This window comes from Streptomyces sp. BI87, from assembly GCF_025957665.1.
GTDB classification, from domain to species: domain Bacteria; phylum Actinomycetota; class Actinomycetes; order Streptomycetales; family Streptomycetaceae; genus Streptomyces; species Streptomyces albidoflavus.
In genome coordinates, this window is sequence record NZ_CP110079.1 from 4626110 (window position 1) to 4642336 (window position 16227).

The window sequence follows — 16227 nt, forward strand, 5'->3', positions numbered from 1 at the left end:
GAGCGGGGGAGCGCGCTACTCCTGGTGGGAGAGGGCGCGGACGGTGCGGGAGGGGCTGGGGCGGCCCAGCCGGGCGGCGAGCCAGTCGCTGGTGGCGACGAGCGCGCCGAGGTCGGTGCCGGTGTCGATGCCGAGGCCGTGCAGCATCCAGACCAGGTCCTCGGTGGCGAGGTTCCCGGTGGCGCTCTGGGCGTACGGGCAGCCGCCGAGGCCCCCGGCGGAGGCGTCGACGACGGTGACGCCGTGCTGGAGGGCGGCGAGGGTGTTGGAGAGGGCCTGGCCGTAGGTGTCGTGGAAGTGGACGGCCAGGGCGCCGGGATCGACCCCCGCCGCGTGCAGGGCGCGCAGCAGGGAGCCGACCTGGCCGGGGGTGGCGACGCCGATGGTGTCGCCGAGGGAGAGTTCGTCGCACCCCATGGCGTGCAGGGCTGCGGCGACCTGGACCACCTGGGCCTCGGGGACCGGGCCCTCCCACGGGTCGCCGAAGCACATCGAGAGGTAGCCGCGGACCCGCAGGCCCTCGGCCTTGGCGCGGGTGACGACCGGCTCGAACATGGCGAGGGACTCGGTGACGGTCCGGTTGAGGTTGCGGCGGGCGAAGGTCTCGGTGGCGGAGGCGAAGACCGCGACGTGCCGGGCACCGAGGGCCAGCGCCCGGTCCAGGCCCCGGGCGTTGGGGACCAGCACGGGCAGGTCGGTGCCGGCCTCGCGCACCTCGTCCAGCATCGGGAAGAGCTGTTCGGCGTCGGCGAGCTGGGGCACCCACTCGGGGCGGACGAAGCTGGTCGCCTCCACGGTGGTGAGCCCGGCCGCCGCGAGGCGCCGTACGAACTCGGCCTTGACGTCGGTGGGGACGACCGTCTTCTCGTTCTGGAGGCCGTCGCGCGGACCGACCTCGTGGATGCGGACCCGGGAGGGCAACCCGTCGGCGCGGACCACCATGGGCAGGCCCGGGGTGCCGGGCCCGGTGGCGGGAGTGGGTGATTCCGTCATGCCTGGGCCTCCTCGGCGGGGGTGGCGGGAGCCTGCCGTACGACGGCGGTCTCGGCGGGGGCGTCCCCGGAGGGAACCTCGGGGGCCTCCGGCGGGGTGACGACGGCGAGGACCTGGTCCATGGCGACCGTGGTGCCGGGGGAGACGTCGAGTTCGGTGACGGTGCCGGCGTGCGGGGCGCAGATGAGGTGCTCCATCTTCATCGCCTCGACCACCAGCAGGCCCTGCCCCTCCTCGACCTCCTCGCCGACGGCGACCTTGACCAGCGTCACCGTGCCCGGCATCGGCGCCGTCAGCGCCTTCGCCCCGGCCGCCCGGTCGGCCCCGGCCAGTGCCTCCGCGACCGGGTCGACGTCGGTGACCTGCCAGGCGTCCCCCTCACGGGCCAGCCACTGCCCGGCCCGGCGGAAGGAGTGCCGTACGCCGTCGAGGGTGACGGCGACGGTGCCGTCGGTGACCCGGTGGCTGTCGGGGGCCTCGGCGGTGTACGCCACGGTCTCCTGGCCGGGGACGCGCAGATGGTGGACGACCGGTGCGGGCGGGCCCGCCAGGCGCCAGCCGTCGGCGGCGGCGAACGGGTCGCTCCAGCCCCGGGCGTCGGGGACGGGGGCCAGCTCGGCCAGGCGGACGGCGGCCGCCGCCTCGTAGACCTCCGGCGGGACGCCCGGGTCGGCGAGGGCGTCGGCCTCGCGGGCGACGAGGCCGGTGTCGAGGGCGCCCGCGACCACGTCGGGGTGGGCGAGGAGGCGGCGCAGGAACCCGGCGTTGGTGGGGACGCCCAGGGTGACGGTGCCGGCGAGGGCGGCGCGCAGGCGGCGCAGGGCGGTGGGGCGGTCGGTGCCGTAGGCGATGACCTTGGCGAGCATCGGGTCGTAGACGCTGGTGACCTCGGTCCCCTCGCTCAGGCCCGAGTCGGTGCGGACGCCCGGCCCGGTGGGCTCGGTGAGGGCGAGGACGGTGCCGCCGGAGGGGAGGAAGCCGCGGGCGGGGTCCTCGGCGCAGAGGCGGGCCTCGACGGCGTGGCCGGTGAGGGTGATGGACTCCTGGGCGAAGGGGAGCGGTTCGCCGGCGGCCACCCGCAGCTGCCACTCGACGAGGTCGACGCCGGTGACCAGCTCGGTGACGGGGTGTTCGACCTGGAGGCGGGTGTTCATCTCCATGAAGCAGTACCCGGCCGGGTCGTCGCCGGGGACGATGAACTCGACCGTCCCGGCGCCGGTGTAGCCGCAGGAGCGGGCGGCCTGGACGGCGGCCTCGCCCATCGCGGCCCGGGTCGCCTCGTCCAGCAGGACGCTCGGCGCCTCCTCGACGATCTTCTGGTGGCGGCGCTGGAGCGAGCACTCGCGCTCCCCGAGGTGGACTACGTTGCCGTGACCGTCGGCCAGTACCTGGATCTCGATGTGCCGGGGCCGGTCGATCCACCGCTCCACCAGCAGGGTGTCGTCGCCGAAGGAGGAGCGGGCCTCGCGCCGGGCGGCGGCGATCTCCTCGGCGAGCGCCGCCTCCTCGCGAACCAGCCGCATGCCCTTGCCGCCGCCGCCCGCGGACGGCTTCAGCAGGACGGGCATGCCGATCTCGCGGGCGGCGGCGGCCAGCTCGGCGTCGGTCAGGCCGCTGCCCGAGGAGCCGGGGACGACGGGGACCCCGGCCGCGCGCACCGTCTCCTTGGCGCGGATCTTGTCGCCCATCAGCGCGATGGCGTCGGCGGGCGGCCCGATGAAGACCAGCCCCTCCTCGGCGCAGGCCCGCGCGAAGGCGGCGTTCTCGGCGAGGAAGCCGTACCCGGGGTGGACCGCCTGGGCGCCGGTGCGGCGGGCCGCCTCCAGCAGGCGGGGGATGTGCAGATAGCTCTCGGCGGCGGCCGCCGGGCCGATCCGTACGGCCGTGTCGGCCTCGCGGACGTGCCGGGCGTCGGCGTCGGCGTCGCTGTACACCGCGACCGAGCGCACGCCCAGCTCGCGCAGGGTGCGGATGACGCGGACCGCGATCTCGCCCCGGTTGGCGACGAGCACCGTGTCGAACATGGTTCTGGCTCCTCCTGGTGCGGCGGGGGCGCTGCGTGGTGCCTGGTCGGTGGCCATGCCGCTCACATCCGGAAGACGCCGAAGCCCTGGGCCTCGGAGTCGCGCGCGGGGACCGGCGCCTGGGCGCAGGCGGTCAGGGCCAGGCCGACGACGCGGCGGGTCTCCAGCGGGTCGATGACGCCGTCGTCCCAGAGGCGGGCGGTGGCGTAGTAGGCGTCGCCCTGCGTCTCGTACTGGGCCCGGACCGGCGCCTTGAACTCCTCCTCGGCCTCGGCGGGCCACTCCTCGCCGCGTGCCTCCAGCTGGTCCCGCTTGACGGTGGCCAGCACCGAGGCGGCCTGCTCGCCGCCCATCACGGAGATCTTGGCGTTGGGCCACATCCACAGGAAGCGGGGGCTGTAGGCCCGGCCGCACATCGAGTAGTTGCCCGCGCCGTACGAGCCGCCGATGACGACGGTGAGCTTGGGGACGCGGGCGCAGGCGACGGCGGTGACCATCTTGGCGCCGTGCTTGGCGATGCCGCCCGCCTCGTAGTCCCGGCCGACCATGAAGCCGGAGATGTTCTGGAGGAAGAGCAGCGGAATGCCGCGCTGGTCGCACAGCTCGATGAAGTGGGCGCCCTTCTGGGCGGACTCCGAGAAGAGGATGCCGTTGTTGGCGACGATGCCGACCGGATGGCCGTGGATACGCGCGAACCCGGTGACCAGCGTCTGCCCGTACTCCTGCTTGAACTCCGCGAAGCGCGAGCCGTCGACGACGCGCCCGATGACCTCGCGCACGTCGTACGGGGTGCGCGAGTCGGCCGGGACGGCGCCGTACAGGCCCGCCGGGTCCAGGGCCGGTTCCTCGACGGGGAGCAGTTCCCAGCTGGGCTCGGGAGAGGGCGGCAGGGTGGCGACGATGGAGCGGACGATGCGCAGGGCGTGGGCGTCGTCCTCGGCGAGGTGGTCGGTGACGCCGGAGGTGCGCGAGTGGACCTCGCCGCCGCCCAGCTCCTCCGCGGTGACGACCTCACCGGTGGCGGCCTTCACCAGCGGCGGCCCGCCGAGGAAGATCGTGCCCTGGTTGCGCACGATGACGGCCTCGTCGCTCATCGCCGGGACGTAGGCGCCGCCGGCGGTGCAGGAGCCGAGGACGGCGGCGATCTGGGCGATGCCGGAGCCCGACAGCCGCGCCTGGTTGTAGAAGATGCGGCCGAAGTGGTCCCGGTCGGGGAAGACCTCGTCCTGCATCGGCAGGAAGGCGCCGCCGGAGTCGACCAGGTAGAGGCAGGGGAGCCGGTTCTCCAGCGCCACCTCCTGGGCGCGCAGGTGCTTCTTGACCGTCATCGGGTAGTACGTGCCGCCCTTGACCGTGGCGTCGTTGGCCACGATCACGCAGAGCCGGCCCGAGACCCGCCCGATCCCGGCGATCACCCCGGCGGCCGGGGCGCCCCCGCCGTACATCCCGTCGGCGGCCAGCGGGGCCAGCTCCAGGAAGGGCGAGCCCGGATCGAGCAGGGCGTCGACCCGGTCGCGGGGGAGGAGCTTGCCGCGGGCCACGTGGCGGGCCCGGGAGCGTTCGCCGCCGCCGAGGCGGGCCTCGGCCAGCTTCTCGCGCAGCCGCGCGGCGAGCTTGGTGTGCGCCTCTTCGTTGGTCCGCCAGGTGTCGGACGCCGGATCGGCGGCGCTCCCCAGCACTGGTGCCTCTCGCATGGCCTGTGGCTCCCTTGCCGTGACCGGCGCGGCCTCCGGTGGGGCGACCGCTCCGGCGTTAATGACCGTTAACGCGTTGCGGACAGGTTAACGACCGCTAACGACCCTGTCTAGAATGAGTTCCATGACTCCCACCGCCACCCCCACCCGCCGCGAGCAGATCCTCAAGGAGGCCGCCCGCCTCTTCGCCGAGCGGGGCTTCCACGGGGTCGGCGTGGACGAGATAGGGGCCGCCGTCGGCATCAGCGGGCCCGGCCTCTACCGCCACTTCGCGGGCAAGGACGCGATGCTCGCCGAACTGCTCGTCGGCATCTCCGAACAGCTCCTGGAGGGCGGCAGGCGGCGCACCGAGGGGGCCGCCGGGGTGGCTCCCGAGGCCGTCCTCGACTCGCTCATCGCGGGCCACATCGACTTCGCCCTCGACGACCGCCCCCTGATCACCCTCCACGACCGCGAGCTGGACCGCCTGCGCGACGCCGACCGCAAGCGGGTCCGCCGCCTCCAGCGCCAGTACGTCGAGTTGTGGGTCGAGGCCGTCCGCCGTCTCTACCCGGAGTTCGACGAGCCCGCCGCCCGCGCGACCGTCCATGCGGTGTTCGGCCTGCTCAACTCCACTCCGCACCTCGGCCGCCCGGGCGCCCTGCCGGGCCGGGCGGGCATGTCCGAGCTGCTGCACCGCCTCGCCCGCGGCGCCTTCGCGGCCGGCGCCGGGGCGCCCGCGCGGGGCTGAGGGGGCCGGCGGGGCATGGCTCCACCGGAGTGACGCGTACCGCGCGGTGTCCGCGCTCCCGGTGCCGCGTGACGGCCGTCGCATGCCCTGGACAGCCACCGGAACCGCCGGGTAACTTGCGTCTGAGCAAGCGCTTAGCCGGGTGGTCTGTGCTGGTTGGCGAAGCGTGCTTGCGCACCCATGGCCGGACCGGAGACGCGGCCCGGACGAGAGTGGGCCGACCGCCCGGCGGCCGGTCCCGAGCCGATCTAGGAGCATCACCATGCGTCGTACGGTGTACAACGAGGACCACGAGGCGTTCCGCGACACCCTCCGGTCCTTCATCGAGGCCGAGGTCGTCCCGGTCTACGACGAGTGGCTGGCCGCCGGCCAGGCGCCGCGCGAGTTCTACTACAAGCTGGGTGAGCTGGGGATCTTCGGCATCGAGGTGCCCGAGGAGTTCGGCGGCGCCGGCGAGGAGTCCTTCAAGTACCAGGCGATCATCTCCGAGGAGTGCGCCCGCGCCGGCGTCTCCTTCGGCGGCTCCGGCGTCCACGTCGCGCTCTGCCTGCCCTACCTCAAGGCGTACGCCACCGAGGACCAGAAGAAGCGGTGGCTGCCCGACTTCGTCACCGGCACCACCATGTACGCCATCGCCATGACCGAGCCCGGCACCGGCTCCGACCTGGCCGGCATGAAGACCACCGCCAAGCTCTCGGCCGACGGCACCCACTACGTGCTCAACGGCGCCAAGACCTTCATCACCGGCGGCGTCCACGCCGACCGCGTCATCGTCTGCGCCCGCACCGCCGCGCCCACCCCCGAGGACCGCCGCTTCGGCATCTCCCTCTTCGTGGTCGACACCAAGTCCGAGGGGTACGCCGTCGGCCGCAAGCTCGACAAGCTCGGCCTGCGCACCTCCGACACCGCCGAACTCTCCTTCACCGACGTCAAGGTCCCCGTCGAGGACCTGCTCGGCGAGGAGAACACGGGCTTCGCCTACCTCGGCCAGAACCTCCCCCAGGAGCGCCTGGGCATCGCCGTCGGCGCCTACGCCCAGGCCGCCGCCGCGATCCGGTTCGCCAAGGAGTACGTCCAGGACCGCACGGTCTTCGGCAAGACGGTCGCCTCCTTCCAGAACACCAAGTTCGAGCTGGCCGCCTGCCAGGCCGAGGTCGACGCCGCCGAGGCCGTCTGCGACCGCGCCCTGGAGGCCCACGACGCCGGTGAGCTGAGCGCCGCCGAGGCCGCCTCCGCCAAGCTCTTCTGCACCGAGGTCGCCTCCCGCGTCATCGACCGCTGCCTCCAGCTGCACGGCGGCTACGGCTACATGAACGAGTACCCGATCGCCCGCCTGTACGCGGACAACCGCGTCAACCGCATCTACGGCGGCACCAGCGAGGTCATGAAGATGATCATCGCGAAGAACATGGGTCTCTGAGACCTGACCGGCAGCACCCCAGCAGTCCGTCCAGCCCTGACCGGAAGCGGAGCCACCCTCACGTGAACGACGCACTGGCCGGACTGCTGGTCCTGCTCGACCTGGAACAGATCGAGCAGGACATCTTCCGCGGGCAGTCCCGCTCGGCCGTCATCCCCCGCGTCTTCGGCGGCCAGGTCGCCGCCCAGGCGCTGGTGGCGGCCGGGCGGACCGTCCCGGACGACCGGCACACCCACTCCCTGCACGCGTACTTCCTGCGCCCCGGGGACCCGGGCGCGCCGATCGTCTACACCGTCGACCGCATCCGCGACGGCCGCTCCTTCACCACCCGGCGGGTCGTCGCCGTCCAGCACGGCCAGCCGATCTTCCACCTCTCCGCCTCCTTCCAGACCTGGGAGGAGGGCCTGGACCACCAGGAGCCGATGCCGCCCGCGCCGGACCCGGAGACCCTCGCCACCGGCGAGGAGATGGTCCCGCGCTACGCCGCCGCCTTCACCGACGAGGGCGTCGCCGGCCGCCTCCTGGAGGCCCGCGCCGCCGTCGACCTGCGCTACGTCCACGAGCCCCCGTACGCCACCCGCGGCACCCCGCGCGAACCCCGCTCCCAGGTCTGGTTCCGCACCAACGGCAAGCTCGGCGACGTCGACCCGCTCACCCACGTCTGCCTGACAACCTACGTCTCGGACATGACGTTGCTCGACTCGGTCCTGCTCGCCCACGGCCGGGGCGGCTGGACCACCGGCGACATCACCGGCGCCAGCCTCGACCACGCCATGTGGTTCCACCGCCCGCTCCGCGCCGACGACTGGCTCCTCTACGACCAGCACTCCCCGTCGGCCTCCGGCGGCCGGGGACTGGGCCAGGGCCGCATCTACACGCGGGACGGCAAGCTCGCCGTGACGGTCATCCAGGAAGGCGTCATGCGCGTCCCGCGCTGACCCCGCGAGGCATACCGGGCGCACCCGCCCCCACCGGGCATAATCCCCGCCCATGGGTGCAGCCTCAGCGGAACCGGACGACCACGGCGACTCCATGCCCACCGGCCCCGGCACCGGAACCCCCGGCGGCGGCCCGGGCGCCGACCGGGGCGAGTCGACCTTCACCGTCCTCGTCGCCGCCGGAGCCAACCTCGGCATCGCCGTCGCCAAGGCCGTCGCGGGCATCATCAGCGGCTCCAGCGCCATGCTCTCCGAGGCGGCCCACTCGGTCGCCGACACCGTCACCGAACTGCTCCTGCTCACCGCCCTGCGCCGCAGCGCCCACCCCGCCGACGAGGCCCACCCCCTCGGCTACGCCGCCGCCCGCTACGTCTGGGCTCTGCTCGCCTCGGTCGCCACCTTCGTCGGCGGCGCCGTCTTCGCCGTCTACGACGGCGTCCACACCCTGGCCGTCGGCGAGGAACTGGGCAACCCCACCCTGTCGTACGCCGTCCTCGGCATCGCCTTCCTCCTGGAGGGGTTCAGCCTGCGCACCGGCATCCGCCAGATGCGCGGCGAGGCCCGCCGGGCCCGCACCCCGCTGCGCCACTACCTCCGCCACACCCCCGACACCACCGTCAAGGCCGTCGTCATGGAGGACTCCGCCGCCCTGGTCGGCCTGGTCCTCGCGGCCGGCGGCCTCACCGGCGCCCACCTCACCCGCTCCCCGGTCTTCGACGGCGTCGCCTCCCTCCTCATCGGCCTCCTCCTCGTCTACGTCGCCTGGGTCCTGGGCCGCTCCAACGTCGAACTCCTCCTCGGCCGCCCCCTCCCCGCCCCCGTCCGCGAGGCCATCCACGCCGAACTCCTCGCCGTCGACCAGGTCCACTCCGTCCTGGAACTGACCACCCTCATGCAGGGCCCCGACGAGGCCCTCGCCGCCGCCAAGATCGACTTCCGCGACACGGCCACGGCAGCCGAGATCGAGTGGGCCTGCGAACGCGCCGAGCGCCGACTCCGCGAGAGTTCCCGCAGATCAGGCGGGTGTACCTGGACCCGACGCCGGGGGCGGGGCAGCGGCGGCGGGAGGGGCTTGATCCTTGGGGGGACGAGGGGGAGGGGTGAGGCCGGCCCGGCGCGACACGGCCCGCCCCTCCGGTGAGGGGCGGGCCGTGGGGTGGTGCGAGAGCTGCTCGCGCATGACGCCCTGGTCCTTGACGCGTACGCGGAGAGCCGCCTCAGCGAGGGTCGCCCAGAGATCCACCGGACGCTCCCTGGGGAGGACGGCCTGGCGGGCGAGGCGCACCTCGACCAAGGCGTCGACCTTCGCCTGGACGCCGTCCGACATCGCTGTGGTGCGAATGAACTCGCGCGCGTAGTCACCGGTCTGGAGCAGTCCCGGAATGGTCCCCATCTGCCACATGCAGACCGACGACGCCTCGGTACGAGTGCCACCAGCCGCGCTGAGAACCGGCCTTGGTGAGGTCGAGGAGGGCGGCCCGCAACTCGTCGTCCACATCGCGGCCGAGCTTGGCGTAGAGGTCGAGAAGTCTGTCGATGTCGGCAGGCTTGGCCGCGTTCCTGGCGTTCTCCAGCCGGGAGAGTTTCGACAGCGCGAACGCCCCCTCCGAGGCTCTTCAGGCATATCGCCCCCGCAAGGTGGTACGCCGAGTACTGACGTACGAACAGCCGGGCTGAGCGGGCGGGCTGGGGATCGCTAGTGAGGAGCATGTCGAAACCGTCGCGCTCGTCACCTGTGAACTGGTCACCGATGCCATCCGCTACGGCACCGAGCCCGGAGACTCTCTCCGGATGGTGCTGGACGCGGATGGAGACCGTACGCGCGTGGAGGTGCACGACCCGGTGCGTCGTCATCCCAGGCGCAGGTGTCCGTCGGATGAACGGGAGCGTGGCCGTGGGCTGTTGCTCCTCGACGCCCTGTGTCCGGAGAGGTGGGGCGTGAGCGACATTCCGTTCGGCAAGGCGGTGTGGGCCGAGGTGGCCGTGAAGCCCTGTTGGTGAGGGGTCAGCCGCCCTCGTGGCGTTCCCGTTCCAGTTGCTGCACCTGCTCCGCCGGTGTCCGGCTCATGTACCAGCCGTCCACGCGCGGGCAGACCCAGTCGGCGGGCCAGCCGGAGAGGTCGACGGCGGCTGCGTAGACCGCGTCGCCGAAGTCGACGATGGACTGGACCGGGTCCGGGGTCTGGAGGAGGGCGGGCCAGGGGAGTTGGATCAGGCCCGCGTCGGGGTGCCAGGTGGCGCCGGGGACGGTCCAGTCGCGGGAGTCGAGGCCGTCGGGCTGGGGCCAGATGTAGGCGTACATGCCGGGGTGCGGGGCGTCGGGGGTGCCGAAGGAGAAGCCGACGGAGACGTAGGCGTGGAGTTCGGCGTTCTGCTGGAAGGCGGGGCGGCCGGGGGTGGGGGTGGTGCGCTGGGGGCGCCAGCGGGTGGCGGAGAGGTCGAAGCCGCCCCACATCACGCCGACGCGGGGGCGGTGGCCGAGGTACGGGGCCTGCCACGCCTCCAGGCCGGCGGTGGCGAGGTTCCAGGCGGTGCACATCAGGCGGGCCGCGTCGGGGTCCCAGGTGCGGGGGGCGCGGTCCTCCTCGAAGGTGGAGGGGGAGCCGGGGATCTCGCAGATCAGCGGGGAGTCGGGCGGGTCGACGCCCAGGTCGCGGGCGGCGTCGCAGAACGCGGTGTAGAAGGAGGCGACCGAGTCGTGGCGCAGGGCGAGGGCGCGCGTGCCCCGGTCGGACTCGATCCGTACGTCGCCGTCGAGCAGCCCGTAGTGGACCTGGAAGGAGAGGTCGGGGCGGCGGAAGGTCCGGGTGGCCAGGCCGCGCGGGGTGACGTCGAGGACGACGTTGCCCCAGCCGGCCTCGAAGGGCTCGTCCAGGGTGTACTTGCCGCCGACCTGCACCACCCGGTTCACGTAGTCGGCGGTGGGTGCCAGGTGCTCGTAGTCGAGGTCGGGCCGTGCGGTGCCGCGTTGGCTCATGGGAGGGGCCTCCCCGCGCAGATGCGGGACGGAAACGGGACTATGGGGCGTTTCGTCCCAGTTTCGCAGCGTCCGCGGACCTCGGCACGTCCTGGGGAAGGCCCTACGGCGTCAGTCCCGCCGCGTTCAGCAGGTACGCCGTCATCGGGTCGTAGAAGCGCGGGTCGAGGACGTGGTCGTCCAGGGGGACGGTGACCTGCATGGTGCCCTCGGCCTCGCCGATGAAGAGGGCCGGGTCGTTGCAGTCGGCGTAGCCGAGCGAGTCGAGGCCGCGCTGGGCCGCGCAGCCCGCCCAGCCGTGGTCGGCGACGACCAGGTCGGGCAGCGGGCTGCCCTCGCGCTCCAGGCCGTCGAGGATGACGGTCATCGGCTCGGGGGAGTGGGTGTGCCAGAGGGTGGCGCCGCGCTCCAGCATCGCCACGTCGGCGAACTGGAAGACCATGCCCTCGGAGGTCCGCAGCCCGCCGGGGATGACGACGATGTCGCAGCCGGCGGCGCGCAGGGCGGCGGCGGTCGCGCGGTGGACGTCGAGGAGGCCGCCGGGGTGGCCGGTGGCGAACAGGACCCGCTCCTTGCTCTCGGCCGCCTTGCGGAGCCGGGCCGCCATGCGCTCCAGGCCGTCGACGGTCAGCTCCGGGTCGATGGTGTCCTGGCCGTGCCGGTGCTCCGGGTCGTCGCTGACGCCGCACCGCTCGGCCATCACGGCCAGCACGTCCTGCTCGTCGGCCCAGCGGTCGCCCAGCTCCAGTCCCAGCCAGTAGTGGCGGTCACCGTTGGCGAGCCTGCGGTAGTGGTCGAGGTTGTTGTCGCGGGGCGTGGCGACGGCACCGGCGATCCGGGCGCGGACGAGATGCTCGACGAGGGTGGCGCGACTGGGTATCGACATGGAGACCATTGTGCCCGGCGACCCCGCCGCCTGGGGCGGCTCGTGAGGGTTGGCTGCGCCTTTCGTGCCGGTCGGGCGAATTCCGCATCGAGGACGCCGTACACCGGCACCCCTCACTCCCCACCCCGCCCCAGCGCGAACCACAGCTCCATCCGGACGTCCGCGTCGTCCAGGTCGGTGGCGAGGAGGCGGGCGCAGCGGGCGATGCGGCCGCGGACGGTGTTGCGGTGGACGGTCAGGGCGGTGGCGGTCCGGTCCCAGCTGCCGTGGAGGGAGAGCCAGACGCGGAGGGTTTCGGCGAGTTCCGGGGCGCCGTCGAGCGGGGCCAACAGTTCGCGGGCGTACGCCTCGGCGTCGGCCGGGTCGACCAGTGCGGCAAGGCCCTGGGCGGCGTCCGCCCGGTCGCGGACCAGGGGGCGGTGGGTGGCGCGGGCGCGGGCCAGGGCGCGGGCCGCGCGGGCGTCGGCGGCGGGGAGGTCCGGCGGGTCTCCGGCGGCGGTGGCGGCGCCCAGGGTCCAGCCGCGTTGCGGGGTGGGCTCGGTGCCGGCGGGGAGCAGGACGCGGACCGTGTCGGCGTCGGGTCCCGTGCCGACCAGGGGGGAGCCCAGGGCCGTGCCGAGTCCGGAGGCGGCCAGGGCGTCGACCGGGCCGCCGTGCGGGGAGCGGCGGGCGCGGACCACCGTCCACGGGCCGGTGGAGAGGGAGGCGGCGACCGTGGCGGGCGCGTCGCCGAGCAGGAGCGCCACCAGCGCCGAGGTGCGGCCCGCCCAGGAGGCGCCGGGCTGGTCGGCGGTGAGGAGGGAGAGGAGGACGACGGCGATCTGGGCGAGGGCCTGTTCGCCCTCGGTGCCCGCCGGGCAGACCGTGCCCAGGGCGTGGCCGCCGGTGCCGGTCAGCGCGTACACCGCGATGCGGTCGCGGCCCGCCGTCTCCGTGGCCGAGGCAGGGGCGGGACGGGTGGCAGGGCCCGGGCGGATCTTGGTGGCGAGGCCGCCGAGCAGGGCACGGGCCGGCTCCGGCGGGGCGCCCCGGCCGCCGGGGACGAGGATCTCGCCGGTGGGGCCGAGCAGCACCGCGTACCCGTCGAGGAGCGCGGCGAGGCGGGTCAGCACGGCGCGGACCGGATCGGGTCCGGCGGCCGCCGTGGCCAGGCCGCGCTGGGCCTCGGCGGCGCGGCGCAGCCCCGCGTGCCGGGACTCGGCCATCAGCCGCCACACCGCGCGCGCCACCGCGCTGAACGGGGTCGCCGACGGCACCTCGATCAGCGGCAGCCCCCAGCGGTCACAGGCGGCGACCAGGCCGCGCGGCACCGCCTCGTGCACCGGCGCCACCCCGAAGCCGAGCGCCGCACCGCCCGCCGCCACGATCCGGCCCACGTACGCGTCGAGGTAGGCGCCCGCCCCCGCCGCCTCCGGCAGGTGCAGCCCCGCGCTGAGCAGCAGCTCGCCGCCGAGCAGGTACGGGTACGGGTCCTCCATCTCCGAGGTGTGCACCCACTGCACCAGCCGCTCCCCGTCCCCCTCGTCCACCGGCGGCCCGCCCACCTGTCGCAGCCCGAGGCCGAGATCGGCGCGGCCGAGCAGTGCGGAGAGGCGGACCGGCGGGGTCGGCGGGAGGACGGCGGACGCGGGACCGGCCGGGGAGGCGGCCGAGGAGCCGGGCGGAGGGGTGGTGCTCATGGGTGGACGATCCATCCAGCGAGAGGGCCGAAGAGGGATGAAACCTACACTTCAGCCGGGCCCGGGGGCCACCTAGGGTCGAGCCACGCCCGCCCCCTCTTCCCTTCCTCCCCCTCCTCCGCATCCGGACGAACGGAGCCCCCCGTGGCAGTCGACTACGCGGTCATCTTTCTCTACCTGGCCGGCATGCTCGCCATGGGCTGGTGGGGGATGCGCCGGGCCCGCTCCAAGAGCGACTTCCTGGTCGCCGGGCGGCGCCTCGGCCCGTTCCTCTACTCCGGCACCATGGCCGCCATCGTCCTCGGCGGCGCCTCCACCATCGGCGGCGTCGGCCTGGGCTACAAGCACGGCCTCTCCGGCGCCTGGATGGTCCTCACCATCGGCTTCGGCCTGCTCGCCCTCTCCCTCTTCTTCTCCGCGCGCATCTCCCGGCTGAAGGTGTACACCGTCTCCGAGATGCTCGACCTGCGGTACGGCGGCCGGGCCGGGCTCATCACGGGGCTGGTGATGTGGGCGTACACGCTGATGCTCGCCGTCACCTCGACCATCGCCTACGCCACCATCTTCGACGTCCTCCTCGACGTGCCCCGCACCCTCGCCATCGTGCTGGGCGGCGGCATCGTCGTCGCGTACTCGACGCTCGGCGGGATGTGGTCGATCACCCTCACCGACATGGTGCAGTTCGTCGTCAAGACGATCGGGGTGCTGCTCCTGCTGCTGCCCATCGCCGTCGTCAAGGCCGGCGGCTTCGGGGCGCTCCGGGACGAGCTGCCCACCACCTACTTCGAGCCGCTCGGCATCGGCGGCGAGACGATCTTCACGTACGTGCTGATCTACACCTTCGGCATGCTCATCGGGCAGGACATCTGGCAGCGGGTCTTCACCGCCCGCGACGACCGCACGGCCCGCTGGGGCGGCACCGTCGCCGGTACGTACTGCCTGGTCTACGCGGTAGCCGGCGCCGTCATCGGCACCGCCGCCAAGGTCATCTACCCCAACCTCGCCAGCGCCGACGACGCCTTCGCCACCATCGTCACCCACGAACTGCCCGTCGGCGTCCGGGGCCTGGTGCTGGCCGCCGCGCTCGCCGCCGTGATGTCGACCTCCTCCGGCGCCCTCATCGCCTGCGCCACCGTCGCCAACAACGACATCTGGTCCCGGCTGCGCGCCGCCGCCCGGGGCGGGCAGCCCGCGCCCGACGCGGGCGCCCACGACGAGGTGCGCGGCAACCGCCTCTTCATCCTGATCATGGGCGCCGCCGTGGTCGTCATCGCCATCGCCCTCAACGACGTGGTCCAGGCGCTCACCGTCGCCTACAACCTCCTCGTCGGCGGGCTGCTCATCCCGATCCTCGGCGGCCTGCTGTGGAAGCGCGGCACCGTGCAGGGCGCGCTCACCTCCGTCGCCGTCGGCGGCCTCACCGTCTCCGCCCTGATGTGGCACTACGGCATCCTCGCCGACCAGCCCATCTACTACGGCCTGCTCGCCTCCCTCGCCGCGTACGTGGTCGTCTCCCTCCTCACTCCGCCCACCGACCCGGCCGTCCTCGCCACCTGGCGCGAACGTCTTGCCGGGCGGGGCGCGCCCGAGAGCGCGTACGCCCCGGCGGCCGAGGGAGCCGACGCTGTCCCCGCCGCGCACGCCGGGGCGCATCCTGGAACCGGCGACGGACGCTGACCCCGCGCCGCCGCGCCGACCGCCCGTACCCGGGCGACCCGCACCCGCACCCGCACCCGCCCCCGACCGGGGCCCACGGAAGGACACCCGCACCCATGACCGCATCCGCCTCCACGTCCCGTCCCGAGCCGCGCGGCCCCGTCGACTCCTCGCGCGTCCCGCGCTTCGCCGGGCCCGCCACCTTCGCGCGGCTGCCGCGGCTGGACGAGGTCGGCTCCGCCGACATCGCCGTGGTCGGCGTCCCCTTCGACACCGGTGTCTCCTACCGGCCCGGCGCCCGCTTCGGCGGCAACGCCATCCGCGAGGCGTCCCGGCTGCTGCGGCCCTATAACCCGGCGCAGGACGCCTCCCCGTTCGCCCTCGCCCAGGTCGCCGACGCCGGTGACATCGCGGCCAACCCCTTCCACATCGAGGAGGCCGTCGAGACCGTCGAGGCCGCCGCCGACGACCTGCTGGCCACCGGCGCCCGCCTCATGACGCTGGGCGGCGACCACACCATCGCCCTGCCGCTGCTCCGCTCGGTCGCCAAGGTGCACGGGCCCGTGGCCCTGCTCCACTTCGACGCCCACCTCGACACCTGGGACACCTACTTCGGGGCCGAGTACACACACGGGACGCCGTTCCGGCGGGCCGTCGAGGAGGGCATCCTCGACACCTCCGCCCTCTCCCACGTCGGCACGCGCGGCCCGCTCTACGGCAAGCAGGACCTCGACGACGACGAGAAGCTCGGCTTCGGGATCGTGACCAGCGCCGACGTGATGCGGCGCGGGGTCGACGAGATCACCGACCAGCTGCGGCAGCGGATCGGGGACCGGCCGCTCTACATCTCCGTGGACATCGACGTCCTCGACCCCGCGCATGCGCCCGGGACCGGGACGCCGGAGGCCGGGGGGCTCACCTCGCGGGAGCTGCTGGAGATCATCCGGGGGCTCGCCTCGTGCCGGCTCGTCTCGGCCGACCTGGTCGAGGTCGCGCCCGCCTACGACCACGCCGAGATCACGGCGGTGGCCGCCAGCCACACGGCGTACGAGCTCACCACGATCATGGCGCGCCAGATCTCGGCCTGACGGCCGGGGCTCGGGGGCGGGGCCCTTGCCCGGCCTGAGCTCTGCCCGGCCTCCGGCCTGGGGCGGCCTCAGACGCCGGCCGGGCTGTTTTGGCCTCAAGCGCCGGCCAGGCTCAGTGGCCTCAAGCGCCGGCCAGGCTGTC

12 protein-coding genes and 2 pseudogenes are annotated in these 16227 nt (G+C 73.9%); 7 read left to right on the plus strand and 7 right to left on the minus strand.

The window, feature by feature from the left end; all coding sequences use genetic code 11:
- Positions 1-15 precede the first annotated feature (15 nt).
- The 3 genes from OIM89_RS20725 to OIM89_RS20735 form a co-directional block, all read right to left on the minus strand.
- Positions 16-993: a hydroxymethylglutaryl-CoA lyase gene (locus tag OIM89_RS20725; RefSeq protein ID WP_047465094.1), complete on the minus strand. Its 978-nt coding sequence runs from the start codon at positions 991-993 to the stop codon at positions 16-18.
- Positions 990-3017: an acetyl/propionyl/methylcrotonyl-CoA carboxylase subunit alpha gene (locus OIM89_RS20730; protein ID WP_264491514.1), complete on the minus strand. Its 2028-nt coding sequence runs from the start codon at positions 3015-3017 to the stop codon at positions 990-992. Before OIM89_RS20730 ends, OIM89_RS20725 begins: the two co-directional genes overlap by 4 nt.
- Before the next feature lie 62 nt (positions 3018-3079).
- Positions 3080-4711, minus strand: a complete 1632-nt coding sequence (locus OIM89_RS20735) for a carboxyl transferase domain-containing protein (protein WP_030697258.1) — start codon at positions 4709-4711, stop codon at positions 3080-3082.
- A 124-nt stretch (positions 4712-4835) separates the two neighbouring features.
- On the opposite strand from OIM89_RS20735, the gene OIM89_RS20740 reads away from it, so the two are divergent.
- The 4 genes and pseudogenes from OIM89_RS20740 (at position 4836) to OIM89_RS20755 (ending at position 8903) form a co-directional block, all read left to right on the plus strand.
- Positions 4836-5441: a TetR/AcrR family transcriptional regulator gene (locus OIM89_RS20740; RefSeq protein WP_037665282.1), complete on the plus strand. Its 606-nt coding sequence runs from the start codon at positions 4836-4838 to the stop codon at positions 5439-5441.
- A gap of 262 nt (positions 5442-5703) precedes the next feature.
- The gene (locus tag OIM89_RS20745) at positions 5704-6861 is read left to right on the plus strand and encodes an acyl-CoA dehydrogenase family protein (protein ID WP_264491515.1); all 1158 of its coding nucleotides are present in this window, start codon (positions 5704-5706) and stop codon (positions 6859-6861) included.
- A gap of 62 nt (positions 6862-6923) precedes the next feature.
- Positions 6924-7799, plus strand: a complete 876-nt coding sequence (gene tesB / locus OIM89_RS20750; protein ID WP_030697260.1) for an acyl-CoA thioesterase II — start codon at positions 6924-6926, stop codon at positions 7797-7799.
- A gap of 94 nt (positions 7800-7893) precedes the next feature.
- A pseudogene (locus tag OIM89_RS20755) lies at positions 7894-8903 on the plus strand (cation diffusion facilitator family transporter).
- Here the strand turns inward: OIM89_RS20755 and OIM89_RS29895 are convergent.
- Positions 8815-9423 (minus strand): Scr1 family TA system antitoxin-like transcriptional regulator, encoded by a 609-nt coding sequence (locus tag OIM89_RS29895; protein ID WP_308404922.1) that lies wholly within the window; start codon positions 9421-9423, stop codon positions 8815-8817. The pseudogene OIM89_RS20755 and the gene OIM89_RS29895 sit on opposite strands and share 89 nt — an antisense overlap.
- Positions 9424-9494: 71 nt before the next feature.
- Here OIM89_RS29895 and OIM89_RS20765 point away from each other — a divergent pair.
- A pseudogene (locus OIM89_RS20765) lies at positions 9495-9800 on the plus strand (ATP-binding protein); the annotation flags it as partial.
- Between the two features lie 4 nt (positions 9801-9804).
- On the opposite strand, the gene OIM89_RS20770 reads toward OIM89_RS20765, so the two are convergent.
- The 3 genes from OIM89_RS20770 to OIM89_RS20780 form a co-directional block, all read right to left on the minus strand.
- Positions 9805-10776 (minus strand): DUF5996 family protein, encoded by a 972-nt coding sequence (locus OIM89_RS20770; protein ID WP_195731002.1) that lies wholly within the window; start codon positions 10774-10776, stop codon positions 9805-9807.
- Positions 10777-10879: 103 nt separating this feature from the next.
- Entirely contained in the window at positions 10880-11662 is a 783-nt protein-coding gene (locus tag OIM89_RS20775; protein ID WP_030697264.1) for a phosphatase, read from the minus strand.
- A 113-nt stretch (positions 11663-11775) separates the two neighbouring features.
- On the minus strand, positions 11776-13341 hold the full coding sequence (locus OIM89_RS20780) for a PucR family transcriptional regulator (RefSeq protein WP_257204194.1): 1566 nt from the start codon (positions 13339-13341) through the stop codon (positions 11776-11778).
- Between the two features lie 144 nt (positions 13342-13485).
- Here OIM89_RS20780 and OIM89_RS20785 point away from each other — a divergent pair, with 144 nt between their 5' ends.
- Together OIM89_RS20785 and speB are read left to right on the plus strand one after the other, a co-directional pair.
- A complete protein-coding gene (locus tag OIM89_RS20785; protein WP_151169441.1) occupies positions 13486-15018 on the plus strand; it encodes a sodium:solute symporter in 1533 nt (510 codons plus the stop codon).
- Positions 15019-15113: 95 nt separating this feature from the next.
- Positions 15114-16085, plus strand: a complete 972-nt coding sequence (speB, locus tag OIM89_RS20790; RefSeq protein WP_030697267.1) for an agmatinase — start codon at positions 15114-15116, stop codon at positions 16083-16085.
- Positions 16086-16227: the final 142 nt, after the last annotated feature.

Coding starts and splice junctions, on each gene's coding strand:
- OIM89_RS20725 (WP_047465094.1), bottom strand. CDS start 993: ATGACGGAATCACCCACTCCCGCCACCGGGCCCGGCACCCCGGGCCTG.
- OIM89_RS20730 (WP_264491514.1), bottom strand. CDS start 3,017: ATGTTCGACACGGTGCTCGTCGCCAACCGGGGCGAGATCGCGGTCCGC.
- OIM89_RS20735 (WP_030697258.1), bottom strand. CDS start 4,711: ATGCGAGAGGCACCAGTGCTGGGGAGCGCCGCCGATCCGGCGTCCGAC.
- OIM89_RS20740 (WP_037665282.1), top strand. CDS start 4,836: ATGACTCCCACCGCCACCCCCACCCGCCGCGAGCAGATCCTCAAGGAG.
- OIM89_RS20745 (WP_264491515.1), top strand. CDS start 5,704: ATGCGTCGTACGGTGTACAACGAGGACCACGAGGCGTTCCGCGACACC.
- OIM89_RS29895 (WP_308404922.1), bottom strand. CDS start 9,423: ATGCCTGAAGAGCCTCGGAGGGGGCGTTCGCGCTGTCGAAACTCTCCC.
- OIM89_RS20770 (WP_195731002.1), bottom strand. CDS start 10,776: ATGAGCCAACGCGGCACCGCACGGCCCGACCTCGACTACGAGCACCTG.
- OIM89_RS20775 (WP_030697264.1), bottom strand. CDS start 11,662: ATGTCGATACCCAGTCGCGCCACCCTCGTCGAGCATCTCGTCCGCGCC.
- OIM89_RS20780 (WP_257204194.1), bottom strand. CDS start 13,341: ATGAGCACCACCCCTCCGCCCGGCTCCTCGGCCGCCTCCCCGGCCGGT.
- speB (WP_030697267.1), top strand. CDS start 15,114: ATGACCGCATCCGCCTCCACGTCCCGTCCCGAGCCGCGCGGCCCCGTC.